The sequence below is a fragment of the Alkaliphilus transvaalensis ATCC 700919 genome, from assembly GCF_000621485.1.
Classification (GTDB): domain Bacteria; phylum Bacillota; class Clostridia; order Peptostreptococcales; family Natronincolaceae; genus Alkaliphilus; species Alkaliphilus transvaalensis.
Genome location: NZ_JHYF01000003.1, coordinates 18,097 through 39,070, shown reverse-complemented (window position 1 = coordinate 39,070; position 20,974 = coordinate 18,097). Strand labels below are relative to the sequence as shown.

The 20,974-nt window shown below is 32.2% G+C and carries 14 protein-coding genes; 1 reads left to right on the top strand and 13 read right to left on the bottom strand.

All coding sequences use genetic code 11. From position 1 onward, the window contains the following. Nucleotides 1-4: 4 nt before the first annotated feature. Complete coding sequence (locus T335_RS0104680; RefSeq protein WP_026476503.1) at nucleotides 5-658, bottom strand: pentapeptide repeat-containing protein; 654 nt, start codon at nucleotides 656-658, stop codon at nucleotides 5-7. A 79-nt stretch (nucleotides 659-737) separates the two neighbouring features. Further along, nucleotides 738-1,619, bottom strand: a complete 882-nt coding sequence (locus tag T335_RS0104675; RefSeq protein WP_026476502.1) for an HDOD domain-containing protein — start codon at nucleotides 1,617-1,619, stop codon at nucleotides 738-740. A 427-nt stretch (nucleotides 1,620-2,046) separates the two neighbouring features. Here T335_RS0104675 and T335_RS0104670 point away from each other — a divergent pair, with 427 nt between their 5' ends. Then, a complete protein-coding gene (locus tag T335_RS0104670) occupies nucleotides 2,047-2,412 on the top strand; it encodes a DUF3796 domain-containing protein (protein ID WP_026476501.1) in 366 nt (121 codons plus the stop codon). Between the two features lie 128 nt (nucleotides 2,413-2,540). Here T335_RS0104670 and T335_RS0104665 read toward each other — a convergent pair whose 3' ends face one another. From T335_RS0104665 to T335_RS0104615, 11 genes are all read right to left on the bottom strand, one after another. Then, on the bottom strand, nucleotides 2,541-2,906 hold the full coding sequence (locus tag T335_RS0104665) for a CGGC domain-containing protein (protein WP_026476500.1): 366 nt from the start codon (nucleotides 2,904-2,906) through the stop codon (nucleotides 2,541-2,543). Between the two features lie 361 nt (nucleotides 2,907-3,267). Further along, nucleotides 3,268-4,110, bottom strand: coding sequence for a 3-hydroxybutyryl-CoA dehydrogenase (locus tag T335_RS0104660; RefSeq protein WP_026476499.1), 843 nt, complete (start codon nucleotides 4,108-4,110; stop codon nucleotides 3,268-3,270). Between the two features lie 259 nt (nucleotides 4,111-4,369). Beyond that, nucleotides 4,370-8,644 (bottom strand): AAA domain-containing protein, encoded by a 4,275-nt coding sequence (locus T335_RS21525; RefSeq protein ID WP_026476498.1) that lies wholly within the window; start codon nucleotides 8,642-8,644, stop codon nucleotides 4,370-4,372. Nucleotides 8,645-9,131: 487 nt separating this feature from the next. Further along, a complete protein-coding gene (locus tag T335_RS21520) occupies nucleotides 9,132-10,073 on the bottom strand; it encodes a response regulator (RefSeq protein WP_026476497.1) in 942 nt (313 codons plus the stop codon). After that, the gene (locus T335_RS0104645; protein WP_026476496.1) at nucleotides 10,070-12,442 is read right to left on the bottom strand and encodes a sensor histidine kinase; all 2,373 of its coding nucleotides are present in this window, start codon (nucleotides 12,440-12,442) and stop codon (nucleotides 10,070-10,072) included. The genes T335_RS21520 and T335_RS0104645 overlap by 4 nt, the downstream gene beginning before the upstream one ends. Beyond that, entirely contained in the window at nucleotides 12,435-13,640 is a 1,206-nt protein-coding gene (locus T335_RS0104640) for a DNA cytosine methyltransferase (protein ID WP_026476495.1), read from the bottom strand. The genes T335_RS0104645 and T335_RS0104640 overlap by 8 nt, the downstream gene beginning before the upstream one ends. A 1,033-nt stretch (nucleotides 13,641-14,673) precedes the next feature. Further along, a complete protein-coding gene (glmS, locus tag T335_RS0104635; RefSeq protein WP_026476494.1) occupies nucleotides 14,674-16,503 on the bottom strand; it encodes a glutamine--fructose-6-phosphate transaminase (isomerizing) in 1,830 nt (609 codons plus the stop codon). Nucleotides 16,504-16,895: 392 nt separating this feature from the next. Beyond that, nucleotides 16,896-18,248 carry a phosphoglucosamine mutase gene (gene glmM, locus T335_RS0104630; protein ID WP_026476493.1) on the bottom strand — a complete coding sequence of 451 codons (1,353 nt, stop codon included), beginning with the start codon at nucleotides 18,246-18,248 and terminating at the stop codon, nucleotides 16,896-16,898. A gap of 376 nt (nucleotides 18,249-18,624) precedes the next feature. Beyond that, nucleotides 18,625-19,164: a 2-oxoacid:acceptor oxidoreductase family protein gene (locus T335_RS0104625; RefSeq protein WP_026476492.1), complete on the bottom strand. Its 540-nt coding sequence runs from the start codon at nucleotides 19,162-19,164 to the stop codon at nucleotides 18,625-18,627. 1 nt (nucleotide 19,165) lies between these two features. After that, nucleotides 19,166-19,912 carry a thiamine pyrophosphate-dependent enzyme gene (locus T335_RS0104620; RefSeq protein WP_026476491.1) on the bottom strand — a complete coding sequence of 249 codons (747 nt, stop codon included), beginning with the start codon at nucleotides 19,910-19,912 and terminating at the stop codon, nucleotides 19,166-19,168. Further along, nucleotides 19,912-20,973, bottom strand: a complete 1,062-nt coding sequence (locus tag T335_RS0104615) for a 3-methyl-2-oxobutanoate dehydrogenase subunit VorB (protein ID WP_026476490.1) — start codon at nucleotides 20,971-20,973, stop codon at nucleotides 19,912-19,914. Before T335_RS0104615 ends, T335_RS0104620 begins: the two co-directional genes overlap by 1 nt. Nucleotide 20,974 lies beyond the last annotated feature (1 nt).

Here is a 20,974-nt window from a genome sequence, read left to right as displayed (position 1 = left end):
CATTCTATGTTTTAATTACTAGACCTATAAGTTTCGATAAATCTACAGCTTGCATTGGGGAAACCACTGCTCCTTTTAGGTCTTCTAACCTTACCCCTACGCCTTCAATATTAGAGTCACTTAAATCTATTCCCTCTAATTTTACCCCAGACATTTCGCTTTCTTTTAAGTTGCAGCCTTCAATTTCCACTTGATCGAAGCGACTATCGTGGAAATTACTATACTCTAATATACTTTCTTCAATCTTTACTTTCTTAAGCTTACTAAAGGTAAATAAAGCAAATTGACCATTACATTCCTTAATATAAGTGTTATGGAGGGTGGCTTCTGTTAAATTTATCCCTGTTAGCTTGCAACCTATTAACTCTAGCCGATGGATAATAGCTCCCTTCATGTTTACATTAGATAGGTCACAGTTTTCTAATCTAACATCAATTAATTCTAAATTACTTAAGGTACTATTTTTCAGACTTACATTCTTCAAAATTACACCATCAAAGCATACTTCCTTTGCTTCTTGGTAATCTAGATGGCAATTGCTTATGTACTGGTTGCTAATTTTCATTTCATCCTCTAGCCCATCTATTTCACCTTTAATAGATTCTATCCCTTTAGGCAGTTTTGGGGCTAAAATTTTATTTTTTTTAGATTTAGTCATATCTTCTCTCCTATTTATTAATGATATAATGATTTTTCTATGGTCTCATAATCTAATAATACGATTTTCTCACTTTGAATTATTCCTTCTCTTCATCTATTGGCTCAAAATTCACAACTCGATTTACTTTCTCTATTTCCTTGGGCAGTCTTTTAATAATTGTATCAATCTGCTCTTTCGTGACACCAATGGCCTTCATAATTTTATCTGAATAGGTAAAGGTTTTATCATTTCCTAACAATCTTTCATAATAATTTGTACTAATTGAGTCAGCTAAGTAGAGGAGCTTAACTTCATCAACATTTTCTTTTGAAAGGGTCGGTCCATGATGAAACCCTACTACTTCAGCTATTTCAATTGGCAACCCCCATTCTTTACATAGCCACATTCCAATGTCTGCGTGGGTTTTTCCCCCAAGGACGATCTTCTCTGCCGCTATTTGGTGTAGTCCCTTCAATTGTAGTTCATGAATTTTATCCAAATGCTCTGGTAAGCAGATGTCTAACACAGTTATACCAATGTCATGTATTAATCCATAAGTAAACATTTTCTGCTTATCGCTTATACCTGTATATTCTGCGATCATAAAACTTGCAATTGATGTACCAATGCAATGCTTCCAGTAAGTATTATGATTAAAGGTTTTTGTACGCCCTTTTTTATCGGGTAGTAGTAGTCTAGTGATAAAGGAAATTACAATTAATTTAACATTATTAATCCCTAAATAAATGATTGCATCTCTAATATTTTCTATTTCACGATTGAGTCTGAAATATGGAGAATTTAGATACTGTATAAGCAAGGATTCTAGTTTAGGATGGTCTGTAACCTTACATATAAAATGGTCTACTTCGAATTCTTCTGGGTTTAATACCATAGTAAAAACATCACCAATAGATTTTGGCATCTGGGGTAAGTGATTAGATTTTTTTATTTCATTAATAATTGTATGACTTTCCATATATCCATCTCCTTATGTACTACTAATTTACCTTTGATATCTACTTTAGCTTATATTCGAGTAAATTCCATACTTTAGAAAATTATATAACTAATTTAAAGTTTATATTAATACATGAATGAAATATAAGCTCAATCCTAAAGTTTTATGGGATTCCACATTTAATATTTCTGTGTAAATTCATAATTCTCCTTTTTTCATAGATGATATTATTTTAACATATGAAATATTTATAATTATTTTCCCACGAAATAAAGGCTAGAACTGATAAAAGTCTAGCCTTTATTTCTGTAATAAGCTATATACATAAAAAGACATTTTTGTTCTTTAATATTTATACAATTGGTTTTAGTAATAAATTGCTTTAAACTTGAATATTGAAGTATATAAGAAAATGAAATTTTATAACATTAAGGGGAGAATTGTTATGAAAAAAGGTGTAAGTAAGTATTATTTTTTCTTAGGTTTTCTTGCTTTCCTAGGGTTTAAAGGAATAAACAATGAACCTTTATACCTTTTAAATTTTGCTTTTGGAGGATATTTTGCTTATATTTGGTGGGCTAAATTAGTGCAATTTGATGATAAGCATTTAAAGTATCATAAATTTAAGGCGGCTTCGTTATCTTTTAGTATATGCTTTGCAATTGCCTTTGTATTAAGCATTGTTATTAAGCTAACTTCATTTGATTTGCAAACAGGTTTTAAGTTACAACTATTAATTGTGTCTCTAGCTTTTGCAGTATCAATAAATCTATGGGCATTTTTGACTTATAAGTTTAGTTTGGCTAGTTAATGAGCTTACTTTTTTATGGTACACTTAATGAGAGCATATCGATTTTGATATGCTCTCATTACTATTTTATAATTAAAATCTATTTTATCTACTCGAACACAAGTCATCCCTATTTGTTCAAACTGTTTTTATAAAGAATCTTTACTATGTATACCATTTACCTTATCTAAATAAATAGCATCTCTAGTCTTACCTTTTTGGGAACCGTGGGTATAGCCTACAACCTTGAAATGTTTAGCAAGATGATGGGCTAAGTTTTCATATTCTAAATACTTTGCTCTAAGACAAGACGAAAGATGTACTACCTCTACACCATTGTCAATTAGTTTTGATATTTTTCTTTCTAGATCTCCTCCTATATGGGTAAATCCTATCAGTTCTATCTCTGAATCATAGTCCTGAAAGGCATCAATTTTCTGATAAAATGCATTAAAACAACCTTTTCCTGTGCAACGATCCATTGTAGATTCATTTACTAAAATGGCAATTTTCATTTTTTATCACCTCTTAAGTACAATTTATTCTGATATTGTATCATTTTCATACCTTCTTAATATGTGATTGTTATCACATGTAAGCCCTTTGTCTTATGCCTATTTTTCTTTTTAAGTAAAAGACAAAACCCAGTATATTATGTCAGTAATTTTTTCTAGACATATACACTGGGTTTTTATTTAATCTTAATTTACCTTTGTTTATCTTTATTTATCTTTATTTATCTTTACTTATCTTTATTATTCTACCGAATGACCGAATGCTTATGCAACCATAAATGTTACAGTAAATAATACCAAACGTAGTAATCGCATTTTAGGTGCTGTAGATAGAAGTTCTTAATTTACATTATGTATACCCTTAATATTGGAAAAATCCTCTTCCTGTTTTTCTCCCTAGATAGCCTGCCCTTACCATCTTTTTTAATAAAGGATGTGGTCTATACTTCGAATCTCCAAACTCTTCAAGCAAGGTCTCCATAATAGCTAAAGTTACATCTAATCCAATTAGATCTCCTAACGCAAGGGGGCCAATTGGGTGATTTGCACCTAACTTCATGGCTTCATCAATATCATGGGCGGTTGCCACTCCATCGGCTAATACCCCAATAGCTTCGTTAATCATTGGTACCAATATTCTATTAACAACAAAACCAGGGGCTTCCTCTACTAATACAGGAGTCTTACCAGCTTTTTTTGACAATTCAAGGATTATTTCTTTTACTTTAGGATCTGTCTGGATTCCAGTAATCACCTCAACCAGCTTCATCACTGGTACTGGGTTAAAGAAATGCATCCCGATAACATTAGATGGATATTTAGCTACACTTGAAATTTCTGTGATGGAAAGTGAAGAGGTGTTAGTGGCTAATATTGTATTCTCATTTATAATATCCGCTAATCCTTGAATAATTTTTTTCTTGATCTCCATGTTTTCTGTAGCTGCCTCAATAATTAATTGGCATTTTTTTAAATCTTGTTTCTCATTACTTGTATGTAATCTTTTAAGAATTTTTTCTTTATTTTCTACATCCATCTTTTCTTTTTCTACTAGTTTGGTTAGATTTTTTTCTATTGTTTTTCTTGAATTTTCTAAGGAAGCTTCAGAAATATCATAGATTACAACTTCTAATCCACTCTGGGCTAAAACCTGTGATATTCCTGAACCCATTACCCCTGCGCCTATTACTCCTACTGTCTTCATTTTTGTAAGCTCCTCTCATTTGTTGATTGTCGTGTATAGTTGTAGTTTTTTTCATGATTCTAGAAGATTCCTTCGGCTTTTGAAATAAATAGTACGAACTACAAATATCTACTAAGCTTTCACAAACTAATTTACAGGATATTTGTTTGATTAGATGTCTACTATTATACTAATATCATTCTCTACTAGGTTTTGTTTATATAATTTTACTGAATCTTATCCATCTATGAATATCCCATCTTCTATTATCATAAAATTGTTAATTTTGTTTATATGCTATTGGTTCAGCCTTTATAACTTCATATGTAGCACCTTTGTATATAAATTGATCTTGTAGCCTATGTCCTAACAGTTTTCGTTCTATTTCCTTCATATGGTGTCGATTATATTTATTTTCTTCTAACTGTATTTCAAAGGTTTCGTTAGTTAAGATATCTTTTAATATTACGTAGTCTCCATAGTCTATTAAATTCCCCCTCAATGCTGGTTTGACTGCAATCTTTTCTCTTTGGGATCTTTGTTGTTCTATAGATTTATCTATAATAGTAGACTTTACTTCATTTGCTTGATTTATCTGCAGATTTAATAATTTATCTTTTTTCTTTACAGGTGATATTTTTATACACGTCTTAAGTTTTTTTTCAATTTTAGCTATTTCGGAAATCGGGTTCTGCCACCAATTACGGCTCCATATTCTAATAATATTCCATCCTCTTGATTCGAGATACCTTTGTCTATGAATGTCTCTTTCTCTTGCAGATTTTGAGCTATGATAGGTTGCTCCATCACATTCAATACCAAGTATATATCTGGATGAAGCTTCATCGTAGATAGCAAGGTCAATTTTATAACCAGATACCCCAACCTGTGTATGGACATCATACCCCCTTTCAGTTAGGGCATCTGCCACTTCCATTTCAAAGTCACTATCAAAGTCCATTTCTTTATTTACTTTAATGTCGGAATCTACTAAGCTATAGAGAATTTGATTAGCTTCCTCTATACGACTTTCAGATACTGCCTTCACATATTGTAGATACTTTTTAAATAGTTTAGGACCTCTATTTTTAGTATGATCTACCCTTAATTCTTCTGGCTCAATAGATGTAATTACATATATTTTTTGTTTAGCTCTACTTATGGCAACATTTAGTCTGTTTTCACCACCATCTTGAGATAATGCACCGAAATTAACTGAGACTTTTCCACTTTCGTTTGGAGCGTACCCTACTGAGAATATAATAATATCCCTTTCATCTCCTTGTACGTTCTCTATATTTTTTACAAAGATACTTAAATCTTCATTACCATCTTTTCTGTCTATCTCAGCAGCATATTTAACTTTAAATGCTGGGTCTAGGCTTGCCTTTCGCTCTAGTAAGTCTTCTATTAAGTCTTTTTGACTGATATTAAAGGTGATAATTCCGATAGTTTCGTTATTATCCCGATTTTTTAAAATGTTTGCTACTAGTTCCACCGTTTTTATTGCTTCCATAGTATTTTTCCTGTCGATCCAAGTACCTTTTACCTTTATTCTTTCAATAGGTAGCTGATTAGCATTACTTCTAGATATATTAGGTGATACCTGTAGATTCCCTCCATAAAAGGCATAATTAGAGAAGTTAATTAATTCATCATGATAGGATCTATAGTGATAATTCAGATGGACTGAATCATAATTTACCTTGGCTAAGTCTAGCAAACTTTCTTCTTCTAAAGCTGCTGCTGTATCTATACTTAGATCATCTTCATCAGCATCATCAAACTTTACTTTAAACATTGAAGTGGGCTTAAGTTGCTGATCATCTCCTGCCACTACTACTTGCTTTCCTCTAAAAATGGTTGGTATGGCATTTTCGATAAATAATTGGGAAGCTTCATCAAAGATTATTAAATCAAACATACCTTCTGTTAATGGTAGCATATCTGATACAGTTTCAGGACTCAGTAACCAGCAAGGAAAGGTATTAAAAATAAGACTTTGAAACTCTGTGATATATTTACGCAGAGGCCATAGCATCTTTTTCTTGTTAGCCTGTCGCTTAAACTCTCTAAACTCAGGCATACTCATTAGATTATATGTTTTTTGGTTCCAATCCTGTAGTATTAATTCTGGTGTTAATTGATTCTTTTCAGCCATGAGTCCATAGATTTTGTTGGTTAGTTCATCAAACCGAGAATAATCCAATAATGAAGTGTCCCCCATCTCTTTTTCTATTTCAGTAATATTTATTAAGATTACATACTCCAGTACCCTTGATAATTCCCTTTTAACGGCTTGTTTGTCCTTTACTTTGCTATAAGCATATTCTAGTAGTTCTTTTTCTATAGCCTTTAATATATTTACTTTATAAGAGACTTCTCTATATTTTTCGTAATCCTCTATTGCATCGGCTATTTTGATCAGCTTTTCTTTCGTAAGCTCTCCCTTTAATAGTTCTTCTGCAACACTATAATAAGTTTCCTCCATTAGAACATTTCTTATACAGGTAGTATTTTTCAATGACTTTACTATAATATCTTGATACGCTTCAAGCTCACTATGAATCTTATTACCCTTCTCTTCAAAGTCTTTTTTATTGGATTCTTCTTGCTTTTTATTTTTTCCATAGTTTAACCAATAAATAATACTCCACCATTTTCCTGTATTTAAAGGCTCTAGTAATTGATTGTTTTCTGTCTTATTAATTTGATGAGTTAACTCATCTATAGCTACACCCCTTAAAGGAAATTTACTAGCTTTATATTCATCTATCAGTAACTGATAGTTATTGTTTGCTAATAGGGATTTTACTATTTCTACTGACTTCATAATTTCATCTATAAACTCATTAACTTCTTGGGCTTCAAGATAATCGAAGCTTGGCTTTAAATCTTCCAATAATCTATTATCAGTTACCATATCTCTGTAATCTAAATAGTTGTCTAGTATTATGTCATCTGAAATATTTTTTATTGCTTCATTTAATTGCTTATAGTTGTAGTTTTTCAAGCTATTATTACGTCTAAAACCTCTATAATCGTCGAAGCGTTGATCATCTTTAGAATTTATATTTTTGGTTTTAGCATACATCTGTTGTAGGGTTAGTCCAAATTCTCTTTGCTGATGTAGTATGTTTGCAATTTTTTCTAAGGATTGTATCCCTTCATTTATAACTTTTGCCTTCGCCTTAATTCCCGTTGATACGCTTTCTTTTTTAGAACCTAAGATATTATTTTCTAGTGTTTGACTTACCTTTTCATAGAAGTCTTTTTTATCTTTATTAGCATCATGTATCAAAATTATTTTAGAGTTTAAACCTGCCAATCTATTATAAATTACATCTAATGCCGCCCTTTTTTGAGATACCATCAATATTTTTTTCCCTTTGACTAATGCATCCCCTATTATATTTGCAATTGTTTGAGATTTACCAGTACCTGGGGGACCATATATAACTAATTGGTTTGTTTCATTGACTCTTTTTACTGCTATCTCTTGACTATAATCTAGAGAATTTAATAAATATAAATCTTCTTCTGATATAGTCAATTTACCCTCTTCCTTGTCTTTTTGGATTTCGTATTGACCATCATTTAGTAGTAGCTTTGATAACAGCTGATTTTTTTCTCCGATCTTTTCCAACTGCTGATAGTCGTTGTAGATAGAATTTGATATTGGAAACTGGCCTAGTATTATATGGTTTTTTAACATTAGTTCTCCAACTTTGTATTGGGGTAGATTCTTTTCTGTATAGTCTATAAACTTTTCTATTTTTCTATTCGCTATATCTTGTATAACCATTTTGTTATCATGTAGGTATTTAAGCAACCCATCTATCACATCTTCTCCAAATTCAGTTAGGGTTGAAAACTCTGTATTAAATTCTTTTATTTTTGTCTCATTGTATTTTCCATAAGCAAAAATAAATACCTTATTTATTAAAATATCTTGATCAGAGATATTTTTAATATACCATTTATTATTTTCCTTAAGAATTTTTACTGGTATTAGAAGTAAAGGTGCTCTAACGAAGGTATTATCTTGAAATCTACCTTCTACAAAGGGGTAGCCCATAAATAGCTCATATCTACCAGTTTCTTTTTCTAAAGCATTAATTTCTCTTTCTAGATAGGTAAGGCTAGTAGAATAGTCTATTATTGTTTCGATTCTTTTTTCAATTTTATCTATAGTTAGCTTTAGTTCCTCTTGAAACTTTTTTTGAATTAACTCTTTTTTCTGTTGAGATTCTTGAATAGTTAGTTCCTTATTTACTAGTTCTTCTATTTCTTTTTCTTCTGCTTCTTTCGATTTAACCTCTGCTTCTTTTATTTTACTAATTCTTATTTTGTAGGGGTCGTCTAATAACATAAGTTTTTGTTCTGTTCCACTTATAATAAGATTGAGGATTTCTTGATCTATATTTTCGTTTATACTGATGAGCTTATGTAGGTCAAATGCTCTTTTTTTGTACACTTTCTTTAATACAAGACTTCTATTTCTACTACTTAGGTTAATTAATCGTTCTTTATATTTACTAAATATCTCTCTCAATTTTCCACCTCATTTTATTAGCAGCAATCTAATAATTCCAAAAATCATCCTTTCTGATATATTTTACCGAAAAGGGCAATTTATTTCAACTTATTGATATGATTTAGATTTTTTAATTCTATTTTTTATATTAATTTATTAACTTATTTTTCACAATTCGACAGAAAAAAAACCCTGCCAGAATAGCAAGGGGTCATTCTATAAAAATTATAGTCTTTGGTGTTTAAATGAACAACTCTTACAGTATTTGTAGTAAATAACTTTTTGAAATATCTGCATATGAATAATTATGCAGTTTTTACAAACAATTAATACTAGGACAATGATAAAAATAGTACTAGAAAAAATAAGTAAACATAAGACGTTATTTGTCAAAAAACAATAATGTATCTTCTATTAGAAGTGTTATTTAATATTAATAAAGACCTACCAAATACTTTAATAAGACTTTGCTATTAAAAATAAATATTGTAAATCAATAGCTGAGTCATGCCCCAATTTGATTATCTTTTAATACTTGAATTCTTTTTTGAATAGTTGTATTTATGTTTTTTAGAAGGTCATTATGTTTTTTTAAGTCTTTTCTAATCTTAACACATATTTGATCGTCAAAAATAAATTCTTCAAATCCAGGGAGTTTACTCCTCAATACTCTTTTTCCGTCAACTATCTCTTCTTTTACATGAGCAAGTACATTACGTATTATCAAAACTTCTTCTTTATAATTCTCCATGATATTTTGTTCATTAATTATATTAATTATTTTAGAAACAACATTTCGTTTTTTTTCAGAATCAAACAAACGAGAATTAATAAGATTTTGGATATCATTGCTACCAATGAATCTTTCTAATTTTTTTGCGTTATCCTTCATAGAATTCTTCATGACTTTAAATATTTCTTGTATTAACTTATCCTTTTCTTCACAACTCACAGCTAATAAGAAATTAGATATAATCTGTAACATTACATCGTCTAACTCACTAACTTCTGCCATAACTAGGCCACGCATATTGTTTAAATCTTGTACTTTTTTTATTGTTGTTTCAATAACCTTTGTCACTTTTTCTTCAAAATCTATGATATGTCTTCCACTACAGTACACACCATCGACCCCTCGTTCTTTAATAATATCACGAATAGCCTGAGCGCCATTTTGAGAATAAAATATTATTTCAGTATATAATTGTTGTTCTCTTATCCTCTCTATAATAACATCTCCGTTTGCATCGGTTAAATTATAATCCATTAATATTAAATCATAATCACACTCTTTTAATATTTCTTCTATTCCTTTATCATCATTTTCGTACCTAACTGCATTTAACACAAAACCTCTATCATCTAAAAAATTTTCAATCACCTGCTTATGCGTCTTAAACCATGATTCATTGTCTTCAAACCACAAGATTCGATATTCTAATTTCACTTTTGCACCTCCAGAACAATCTCAAGTCCTTTATCAACTTCAGTGTTAACTTCCACAGTTCCTTTTAAGTCCTTAATTATTTGAGCTACGTGATATAGACCTAAACCAGATCCCTGTGTTGTAGTATAACCCTTTTCAAATATTTCGTTTTTATTTTCGATTTGCTTATTTAATCCCTTTCCATCATCTCTAAATCTAATTTGTAATTTGCTATCTTTTTCTATTAAGGTTATTGTAATATTTCTTCCACTAGCTTTTCTAGCATTGTTAATTAAATTGTCTATAATAATAGTTATTTCGATGGGCTTAAATTTTACGACGTAACCATTACTAGTATTATTAATTAATTCAATATTAATCGAATTATCTGCAAGTAAATTATATATATTGTTAATATAGTCCTCTATAAATACGATTAAATCGTTCTCCATCGTTTCTGATTGGAGATTGAAGTTTGCTTTTGTAGCAAACTTAGATACAGCTAAAATCTTTTGATTGAGCAAACTTACACCTTCAACAAATGATCTAATTTCTCCTGAATTAATTTCAAAACCTCTATTTAATTTTCTACTTAATAATAGAATTTGTGTGTCAATATCACTGGCATAAATACCTATTTGATGGTGTAAACTTACAATATTGTCAAAATCTAAAGTAGTAACAGATTTCAGAAATAAATTTTGATTGGTCTTTTGTACTAACTCTTCTTGTACAGCCCTGAGGACTTCTGTTTTCTGAACAATTTCTTTTTCAATCTCACTTTTCGCCTGGATTACTTGTTTAAATTGTCCATCTATTGAGTTTACCTTCTTTAGAAGTACAGGATCTTTCTCTTTGATTGCGATTTCTTTAATCTCATCTATAGTTTTTATAACACTTTTCTCTTGTTTTTTCTCAATTACTTCTAAAAAATTTTCATCATATTCAATACTAAGCAACTGATTAGTATGTGTTAGCTTTTTTATAAAGTCCATTATTTTCGATTTAATTTCTAGTGGAGTTATTTCCTCATCTGAAGTACCAGGTGCTATCCCCCAATCAATAACATCAACAACATATTTTTCTAACCGCTTTAAAGCTTTTTCTAAAAAAAATTCTTCAAGTTGTTTATAACTAGTATTTTTAACCAAGCCACCATCTCTACTGGTAGTCTCTTTAAACTGATCATTATCTCCGTTAATTTCAATTCTTCCTATTAAATCACGAGTACCTAAATACCTTGCATAACCCTGTGTCTTACGGGCATCTATCTTAAAAACATCTTCTCCAGATTCACCAAAAGGATATATTCTAAATCCATTTTTATACATAAATACAGAACCATAATCAATAGGTGCAAATCCCATTAGTCTTGAAAAATTAGTTTTGGCAACACGGTTTAAGTAAAATAAATGTATTACTATATTTTCTATTGAATAAATGTTTTTTTCTTTAATCTTATAAATAAGTGTCCCTCTATCTTTTAAGATAGTCTCAATATATCGACCATCACTTGAAGCTCTTGTTATTATTTGAGTTGTTTTAATTTCAAGTCTTTCAAATATTGTATTCTTAACCAACCCATTAACTTGTACCAAGTGAATTTGTCTTTCTAAGTTCTCCAAATCAAAGTCTCTATTCTCAACCTTGGCTTTTTTTCTTTCTTTTTTTAATAGGTTTTCAACTTCTATTTTATCTTTTTCCCTCTCCTCTTCTACAATGATTTCGATCTGGAAATTTGATTTATTGTCAACTTGATTGGGATTTATAAGTTTTTCAAGAGATTTTTTCAGTATTAATAAATCATCTCTTTGCCAATTGTCTCTAAGTTCTGTTATTTCTAATACGGTTCCGTGCTCAATATCATAACTGTGTTCTTCTAAAACTCTATGTTCAACACCAACATTAATAAATTCTTCTTGAATATTTCGTTCAAAATCCTCCCAATTTACTTGAATATTCTCGATTAATGCCCCTTGCTTATTTTTAATAGTCACCAAGTTTAACTTACTTCCTAATCTATCACAAGAAAATCTTCCAACACCCTTAGCCCCTGCATAGACTCTCTTATTATTTATTTTATCACGATAATCTTCTTGCTCTTTTTCTAGTTGTTCATCTTCCGAACCATCACGCTTGGCTGAATATGCCACAAATAGCCATTTGTTTTCTATATCATCATAGTCCATACCTTTTCCGTTATCTTTAATAATTATTCTAGGATTGTTACCGTATATATTTTCGAATATTAATGTAACATGCGAAGCATGTGCATCAAACGAATTCTTAACTAATTCAAAAATAGCAATAAATTGATCTGTAATAAGGTCTTTGCCGATTAAGTCCTTCAATGCTGAGCTAATTTTAAATTTTAAATACTCCTTACTCAATAGTAATCATCTCCTTTAATGCTATACCCGCTTGTTCACTAAATAATGGTGGAATAGCATTGCCTAATTGCGTATATCGAGGCACTTCATAAACTCTAAGTTTGCCACCTGTCGTATATTTTCCCTTAAACTCATACCAGTCAGGGAAAGATTGTATTCTTGCATATTCCCTAACTGTAAGTATTCTAGGTTCACAATAATGTAAGTAGTCATCTGGATTTGTTGTAAGAGTAGGGGCTAGTGAGTGTTTATCCAGTACAAAGAAGCCTCTTCTATTTAAATTGTATTTTTTCTTTTCTTCACCAGATATCCGCTTATCTCTTGGTGCATTTTTAATAATATATTTAAACACTTCAATTGTCTCTGCTTTATGGTTAGCAAATCTATGACTATCTGCCACTTTCCCCTTATATCTTACCCCGCACCTTAAAAACCTTTGATACTGACTTTCTACTTTACTGTATTTTCCAGCTTTAAACTTTGGGGAGTCTGGTGATTCTACTTCACCATTCTGTCTTAGCAAGTCTGAAATTGCCTCTTTTATAGTAACATGATTGTTTAGCTTATTTTCCCCTAAGAATTTTGAATTGTTTTCTTCCATTAATTCGAAAAAATTTAACGGATTTAACCCTAAACAACCTATTAAAATAAATCGCTTTCTTCTTTGCGGTACACCATAGTCCGAAAAATCTAGTACTCTCCCAAGCACATTATAGCCTAACTTCTGTAGTTCTTCTTGAACATATAAAGAATAAGCCCTACCTTTGCTAGTTTTACTTTTATCAAAAGCCATAGTAAAGCCAGAAACATTTTCGAAAAATATAATCTTAGGTTTGATTATTTTTACAAATTCAACATATGAATTAACTAATTGATTTCTTTCATCATCTTCATTCCTTCTCCCTGCCATAGAAAACCCTTGGCAAGGTGGTCCACCTACCAATAGTGGTACCTTACCTTTTAATTTTTTCAATTCTTTTGAATAAGTTTTTAAAACATGTTTTATATCATGATTCTTTTGAGGTAACCATTCTGGCCAACTAAAATGTTGGCACTTATTAATTAAATTGTGTTCAAGCGTTGCAAAGGCATCTGGACTTTTTTCTATTGCAAAAATACCTTTCCATCCTGCTTTATGCAGACCTAAGGAAAGCCCTCCACAACCAGAAAATAGATCAATGTATTGTAAATTAATCATATATTTAACTCCTTCTTATAGATACACTGTTAATAATCTAAATAATTATAAATTTTATATTCTATATAATATTAAAAATACCTGCCTTCTAAAAATAACTTGGCTATAATAAATGTTAGTAATAATATATGCCTCTACACAGTAAAACTATCTATGTTGAATGATAACGTTATATTTATTTTACAACAAGTTTGTTTACATATCTATATTATATTTGTAGTTTTTTTGTTTATTATATTTACTAATAATCTTTTATAAAAAACTACATTAATTTAATTATATTCAATAAATTATAAAATTAACCCTTATGTGCTATAACCGTAAAATACATTCAGAGTTATAGAGCGCGTATATAAAATTCCTAAGCATAAATACTCTCTAATCTAATTGTATAAACATATTCGTCTCAATCCACCCACACCTTCAAATCATTGAAACTTCGTTCCATTTTCTATTAAAATATTAAAGTCGACTCCAGACTTCTATTCTTCTTCTCCATTTTTTAGCCCGTAATCCCTAATTCTTGACCCTATATATGATAATAAAATCGGTTCTAAATAAGGATATAAGGTGAAAAAAAAAGATTAACGATTCTATTTTAATATCTTGAATCAATAATTTTTCAATACCTTTAAAAGCAACACTTTTATCTATTCTTTTTCTATTGAAAATCTACTTTCCGTTTTCCTTAATCCATCCCTCTAACAAAGCAATTCCCGCAGAAAACGAGGATTTCTCCTGCGTCTACTACGGGAATTTGGAATCGACTTAATTTTCTTGGTGTCGAGTTTAATACATGGAGTCGAGATTATTTGATGGATACATCTTGATGTAGGCATAAAACAAAGTCGTTCAAAACGTACTCTTACAACCATTAAAAACTCGAAAAAACTATTACTGTTTTAAAAATAAAGTCGTTCAATCTTGAAATACAAGCTACGGTATCCATTGATAAATCAATATTTATGATACTTTAGTAATTATTGAACGACTTTATTACACGTCCACACTTGAATATTTTATTAATTCCCCCCTACTCCACCGTAACACTCTTAGCCAAGTTCTTAGGCTTATCAACATCGCAACCCCTAGCTACAGAAATATAGTAGGCAACAAGTTGTAATGGAATTACACTTAAAATAGGCGTTAATTCATCCATTGTTTCTGGTACATATAGCACAACGTCGGCAGTCTTTTCGATCTCTTTATTACCTTCCTTAGCTACACCAACAACATAGGCTCCCCTTGCTCTAACCTCTTGAATGTTAGAAAGCATTTTATCGTATAAATGATCTTGAGTTGCTAAAGCAATTACAAGGGTTCCATCTTCTATTAGGGCAATTGTACCGTGCTTTAGCTCCCCTGCAGCAATAGCGAAGGAATTAATATAAGAAATTTCCTTAAGCTTTAAAGAACCTTCATGGGCTACATGAACATCTACACCCCTACCCATAAAAAATACACTTTCATTATTAAATTGAGCATCCGCCAAGAACTGAATCTCGTTTAAATTCTCTAACATACTTTTTACTTTATCGGGCATTGTCTTCAACTCTGCAATCACTTCTTTATACTTAGCTTGATCCATTACACCCTTAGTTGTAGCCATATGAAGGGCAATTAGATACATCGCCACCAATTGAGTTGTATAGGCCTTAGTAGAAGCTACAGCAATTTCTGGACCTGCCCAAGTATAGAAGACATCGTCAGACTCTCTAGCAACAGAGCTACCAACCACGTTAACTACTGAAAGAATTCTAGCACCCTTTCTCTTAGCTTCTCTTAGAGCCGCTAAAGTATCTAGGGTTTCTCCCGATTGACTGATGGCAATGAATAAAGTCTTATCGTCTACGAAAGGATCACGATATCTAAATTCAGAAGCCACATCAACCTCTACCGGTATTTTGGCAAACTTTTCAATAGCATATCTACCGACTAAACCAGCATGGTAGGCTGTTCCGCAGGCAACAATATAAATCTTATTAATATTTTCTAAGTCTTCCTTCGTAATCTTAATGCCATCTAATACAATATTATCTTCATTGTCTAATCTTCTTAATAAAGTTTCAGAAATCCCCTTTGGTTGTTCATGAATTTCCTTCTTCATGAAATGCTCGTAACCTTCTTTTTCAGCAGCTTCTGCATCCCAGGTTACATGGAATACTTCACGGTCCATCTTTTGACCTAACTCATTAAAGATTGTTACACCCTCTTTAGTTAGAAGCACTACTTCATCATTTTCAATTAGATACATTTTTCTTGTATATTTCAGTAAAGCTGGAATATCAGAGGCGATAAAGTTCTCACCTTCGCCTAAACCAACAATTAGAGGACTATCCTTTCTAACTGCAACTATTTTATCTGGTTCATCTTTACAGATTACTCCAATGGCATAGGCACCTTCCATCTTGTCTATCGCCTTATAGACTGCCTTTAAAAGGTCTCCTTCATAATAGTGGTCTACTAAATGGGCAATAATTTCTGAATCAGTTTCTGACTTAAATTCAATTCCCTTTTCTTCAATTAACCACTCTTTAATCTTCATATAGTTTTCAATAATGCCATTGTGGATTACTGCAATGTTTCCCGATACATTTGTATGGGGGTGAGCATTTCTGTCGGATGGCTCACCGTGGGTAGCCCATCTTGTATGGCCGATTCCTACTACTCCCGTTAAAGTTTCTTCCTTTAAATGATCTGCCAAAATGCTTAATCTGCCCTTATATTTTCTTACATGAACTTCTCCCTGATCATAAACTGCTATCCCTGATGAGTCATATCCTCTATATTCTAATCTTGATAATCCTTCTATTAATACTTCCGTTACTTCTTTATCCCCAATATATCCAACGATTCCGCACATATTTATTTTCTCCCTTCGAGATTATATTTTATATTAGTGTTTACTTAAATTCGATTATTGAAACGACTGATTGACAAATTTTTTACATACAAATAAAGCCTCTGAAAAAAAGTCTAAAAAACCCTTCACAGACCTTTCACCTAAGCCTTTTTGTCCTACCGATTGCTCAGTAGATTTGTAGACTTGCTTTCGGTGGTGAATACACCGCAGGGCATCCGCCGAATCCTTCGATAAACCCTGTTCCTCGTCAACTCAGATATGAAAAACTACTAACTATCTAAGTTCTGGCGCTTGATCATTTATTCAATTGTAATTTTCTTCATGGACATTCCCCCTCTCAATAGATAGCATGGGGCTAGTATTCCAACTAACCCCAATATCTTATTATAACCTTAACTTAACTTTTCTTCAATCATTTTTGCTAATTCTGTAGCTAAATGATTTAATTCTTCTTGATTTTGTCCTTCAAGCATTACCCTTACCAATGGCTCTGTCCCTGATGGTCGAATTAACACCCTTCCTTTACCTGCTAAGTGGTCTTCTATCCGTTTAATTTCAGCTATAATTTCTTCATCCTTAAGATAACCATCTTTGTTTTCATTCTTTACTTTAGCATTAACTAATACCTGCGGATAAGAGGTCATCATACTTGATAAAACCGAGAAGGGTTTTTCTTCTTCTACTATGGTATCTACCAGTTGTAGGGCTGTTAACAGTCCATCACCAGTTGTATTATAGTCTAAGAAAATAATGTGGCCCGATTGTTCGCCTCCTAAGGAATAATTATTTTTAATCATTTCCTCTAATACGTATCGGTCGCCTACCTTTGTTTTAGCTACTTGACAGCCAAAATCCTTCATGCAAAGTTCAAGACCAATATTACTCATGACAGTAGCCACAATAGTATCATTTTTAAGGACATTGTGCTTCTTTAACTTGCTACCACATATAGCCATTATATGGTCTCCATCTACAATTTGACACTTTTCATTTACTGCAATGGCCCGATCAGCATCTCCATCAAAGGTGATTCCCACATGGGCGTTGGTTTCTTCAACAAGCTTCTGCACTACTTCTGGATGAGTAGACCCACAATTAAAATTTATATTTAGTCCATTTGGTTCTTCGTTTACAACAAAAACCTCTGCTCCTAATTCTCTAAAAAGCTTTGGAGCTAATAAGTAAGCAGCACCATTGCCTGTATCCATTGCAATTTTTAATCCCTTAAAATCTCTTTTGACTGTAGATTTTAAGAAGTTAATATATTCATCTCCTGCTGCATTATAGTGGGTTAAAACCCCGATATCAGCCCCCGTTGGCCTTGTTGGTACATCTTCATTCCTTAAGATATAACCTTCAATTTCTGCCTCCATCTCATCAGGAAGTTTATATCCACGATGATCAAAAAACTTAATTCCGTTATATTCAGCCGGATTATGGGAAGCTGAAATAACTACCCCGCAATCTGCCTTCAAATGTCTTATTAAGTAGGCCACAGCAGGGGTCGGAATCACACCTAAAGAGATTACATCAATCCCCATAGATAAAAAGCCAGCAGCCATTGCTGTTTCTAGTAAATCTCCCGAACGTCTTGTATCCTTACCAATGACAACCTTTGCCTTAGTATTTTTATTATCTTTTAAAAGCTCGTAAGCACCAACTCTTCCTAATTTATAGGCTAGTTCTGGTGTAAGCTCTTTGTTTGCTATTCCCCTGACTCCATCAGTTCCAAATAATTTTCCCATCTAACATACTCCCTTCAAAATACCTTATCCCATCCATTTTAGCATAGTTAATAAGTAAACTCAATTTAAAGTATTTTAATTATTATTTCCTTAATTTATTACAATATATTCTATTCCTATAATAGGTACGTTGACCATAAAAAATTTAGGTGTTTAATATTTATTTTAAATAAAAATTTTTTATAGAGGCTTTCTTTTTAAACTTAGATATACTAGATATACTCTAAATCATAATAAATAGATTAAAGGCCCTCACCTTTTATGGGATGAGGGCCTTTAAGTTTATGATGGTTAATTTGATTAATTTACTTAGTTTAAATTATATGGATTCTATATTAATTAGTAGATATGGATTAACCATTTTAATTAGTAGCAATTACTTAACTGCAGCTGCTCCACGATCTAGGGCTTCTTTGTTTAATGGCACTAAGTGTTGCTTATCAGGACCAAATACCTTCTTAAGGGCTTCGATTACTGAATCTACAGATACAACCTTAGTTAATTCTAAGTAAGCACCTAACATAACCATATTAGCTACTCTGCTATTACCAATTTCATTAGCAATATCATTTGCAGGAATATAGTAAGCATTAAGATCACTTCTTTTAGCTTTTTCTTCAATTAAAGAGCTATTAATTAATAGGTTACCATTAGCTACTATGCTATCTTCAAACTTTAAAAGAGAAGGTAAGTTTAATACTAATGCAGCTGTAGCATCGGTTGTAATGATAGGAGAACCTACTGGGCTTTTAGAAACAATAACTGCACAGTTAGCAGTACCTCCACGCATTTCTGGTCCATAGGATGGTAACCAAGAAACTTGCTTATTTTCAATCATTCCTGCATAGGTTAGTAATTGTCCCATGGACATAACCCCTTGACCACCGAATCCAGCTAAAATAACTTTTTCTGTCATATTATTTACCCTCCTCTGGTGTACGGAAGTTTCCTAATGGATAGTAAGGAATCATGTTTTCCTCTAACCATTTTAATGATTCTACTGGTGTAAGCCCCCAGTTAGTTGGACAAGTTGAAAGTACTTCAACGATACCAAACCCTTTTCCTTCTAATTGAACTTCAAAAGCCTTCTTAATAGCTTTTTTAGTTTTTCTGATCCCTGCTACGTTGTGAACTGTACATCTCTCAACAAATACTGCTCCATCAATTGTTGCAAGCATTTCTGACATTCTTAGTGGCATACCTGCTGTAGCAACTTCTCTACCTAAAGGTGCAGTTGTTGCTTTTTGCCCAATTAATGTTGTTGGTGCCATCTGTCCACCAGTCATACCATAAATAGCATTATTTACGAAGATTGTCGTAAACTTTTCACCTCTGTGGGCTGCATGGATAATTTCTGCAGTACCGATGGAAGCTAAGTCTCCGTCTCCTTGGTATGTGAATACTACATTGTCTGGTAATACTCTCTTGATGCCTGTTGCAACAGCTGGTGCTCTACCGTGGGCAGCTTCATGCATATCACAGTTGAAGTAGTCATAAGCTAATACTGAACATCCTACTGGTGCTACACCTACTGTTTTGCCTAATACACCTAATTCTACTAATACTTCACCTACTAATTTGTGGATGATTCCGTGGGTACATCCTGGGCAGTAGTGAAATTGTTTGTCGGTTAAACCTTCAGTTTTACTATATACTATAGCCATTACTTCACACCCCCTAAAATTTCCTTAACTTTGTTGATGATTTCCTCTGGTGCTGGGATCATACCGCCAGCTCTTCCATAAAAATGAATAGGTAATCTACCTTCGTTAGCAATTTTAACGTCATCGATCATTTGTCCCATACTCATTTCAACTGTAAGAATAGCCTTAGTTGTTTCAGGAATATCTAAGAATGCTTTTTCTGGGAATGGCCATAAAGTAATTGGTCTAATTAATCCAACTTTGATACCTTCCTCTTGTAATGCATCAATGGCATTTTTAACGATTCTTGAAGTTGTTCCATAAGCTACTAAAACCACTTCTGCATCTTCCATTTTGTACATTTCATGTCTTACTTCTTTTTCTATAATTTCTTTATATCTATTATCTAACTTAATGTTATGTTTTTCTAGCTCAGCAGGGTCTAAAGCTAATGAGTTAATAATATTTGGTTTACGCTTTCCTTCTGTACCAGTTGTTGCCCATTCTTTAGCAGGTAATTCTCTCTTAGTTGCTTCCTTAAACTCAACTGGCTCCATCATCTGACCGATCATACCATCTCCAAGTACGATAACAGGTGTTCTGTAATAATCAGCAACATCAAAAGCTTCCATTGTTAAATCAACAGCTTCTTGTAAAGTAGCTGGAGCATAAACAGGATGTCTATAGTCCCCATTTCCTCCACCTCTTGTAGTCATGTAGTAATCTGCTTGAGAAGGTTGAATACCACCTAGCCCTGGACCACCTCTACTGATATTTACGATTACACATGGTAATTCTGCACCTGCAGCATAGGAGATTCCCTCTTGCTTTAATGCTAACCCAGGTGAAGAAGATGAAGTCATAACTCTTGCTCCAGTTCCAGCTGCTCCATAAATCATGTTGATTGCAGCTACCTCCGATTCAGCTTGAACAAAAGCTCCACCAATCTTAGGTAATTCCCTAGACATAAACTCTGGTAATTCATTTTGTGGTGTTATTGGGTATCCGAAGAAATGTTTACAACCAGCCTTAATAGCAGCAGCTCCAATCGCTTCGTTACCCTTCATTAATACTTTAGCCATC

Coding starts and splice junctions, on each gene's coding strand:
- T335_RS0104680 (WP_026476503.1), bottom strand. CDS start 658: ATGACTAAATCTAAAAAAAATAAAATTTTAGCCCCAAAACTGCCTAAA.
- T335_RS0104675 (WP_026476502.1), bottom strand. CDS start 1,619: ATGGAAAGTCATACAATTATTAATGAAATAAAAAAATCTAATCACTTA.
- T335_RS0104670 (WP_026476501.1), top strand. CDS start 2,047: ATGAAAAAAGGTGTAAGTAAGTATTATTTTTTCTTAGGTTTTCTTGCT.
- T335_RS0104665 (WP_026476500.1), bottom strand. CDS start 2,906: ATGAAAATTGCCATTTTAGTAAATGAATCTACAATGGATCGTTGCACA.
- T335_RS0104660 (WP_026476499.1), bottom strand. CDS start 4,110: ATGAAGACAGTAGGAGTAATAGGCGCAGGGGTAATGGGTTCAGGAATA.
- T335_RS0104640 (WP_026476495.1), bottom strand. CDS start 13,640: ATGATTAATTTACAATACATTGATCTATTTTCTGGTTGTGGAGGGCTT.
- glmS (WP_026476494.1), bottom strand. CDS start 16,503: ATGTGCGGAATCGTTGGATATATTGGGGATAAAGAAGTAACGGAAGTA.
- glmM (WP_026476493.1), bottom strand. CDS start 18,248: ATGGGAAAATTATTTGGAACTGATGGAGTCAGGGGAATAGCAAACAAA.
- T335_RS0104625 (WP_026476492.1), bottom strand. CDS start 19,164: ATGACAGAAAAAGTTATTTTAGCTGGATTCGGTGGTCAAGGGGTTATG.
- T335_RS0104620 (WP_026476491.1), bottom strand. CDS start 19,912: ATGGCTATAGTATATAGTAAAACTGAAGGTTTAACCGACAAACAATTT.
- T335_RS0104615 (WP_026476490.1), bottom strand. CDS start 20,973: ATGGCTAAAGTATTAATGAAGGGTAACGAAGCGATTGGAGCTGCTGCT.